Origin of the sequence: Cohnella sp. GbtcB17 (assembly GCF_019091135.1) — a bacterium.
Classification (GTDB): Bacteria; Bacillota; Bacilli; order Paenibacillales; family Paenibacillaceae; genus Cohnella.
Genome location: NZ_JAGXJW010000162.1, coordinates 1 through 626, shown reverse-complemented (window position 1 = coordinate 626; position 626 = coordinate 1). Strand labels below are relative to the sequence as shown.

The window sequence follows — 626 nt, the reverse complement described above, 5'->3', positions numbered from 1 at the left end:
GGGGAAGCTCACGCATAGGTACTTGTACATCCGCTTCTCGCCGCTGGCGTCATAGAAATCAGCTTCGCCAAAATCGACCTGCGCTTCACCCGGCTGCCAGTCGAGCTCCAGCGTTCCTTCCTGGTACCGGTGCTCACGAAGGCTTTTCACATAGCGCTGTACAATTGGATATGAGGCGTCATAGCCTTCACATTCGGCCTTCAGGCGGTTGTGAATCCGCATCGCGGTATGCCGCTGCTTGTAGCGGTGTTTACGATCCTCTTCCAGCCACTCCTGGATGAGCGGCTTGAACGGATCCAGTTTGGAAGGCTGCGCTTCCTTCTGCTCTTTCGGTTTTTCCTGAAAGCCATCTGCCGCCATATATTTGCTGACCGTCTTTCGTGTAACGTTCAGGCGCTCGGCGATCGCCACCGGTCCCAGCCCCTTCGCCTGTAGTTCCTTAATCGTCTCGATCTGGCTCATCCTCAGCATCTCCCGTCCCGCACCCTTCGCTGTATCGCTACGAAGGGTATCGGTTTCTCAACCGTTGTTCGTTTTACCCGGCTCGATCATAATGGGTAAAACTGCACGATTTTTTTGGGTACGGTACGACGATTATTCGGGGTACTTTTACTTTACGATAGACA

Annotated in this window: 1 pseudogene; it reads right to left on the bottom strand. The window is 53.7% G+C overall.

Annotation, left to right across the window (positions count from 1 at the left end):
- Positions 1 to 462: pseudogene (locus tag KVT38_RS33475) on the bottom strand (IS21 family transposase); the annotation flags it as partial.
- Between the last annotated feature and the right edge of the window lie 164 nt (positions 463 to 626).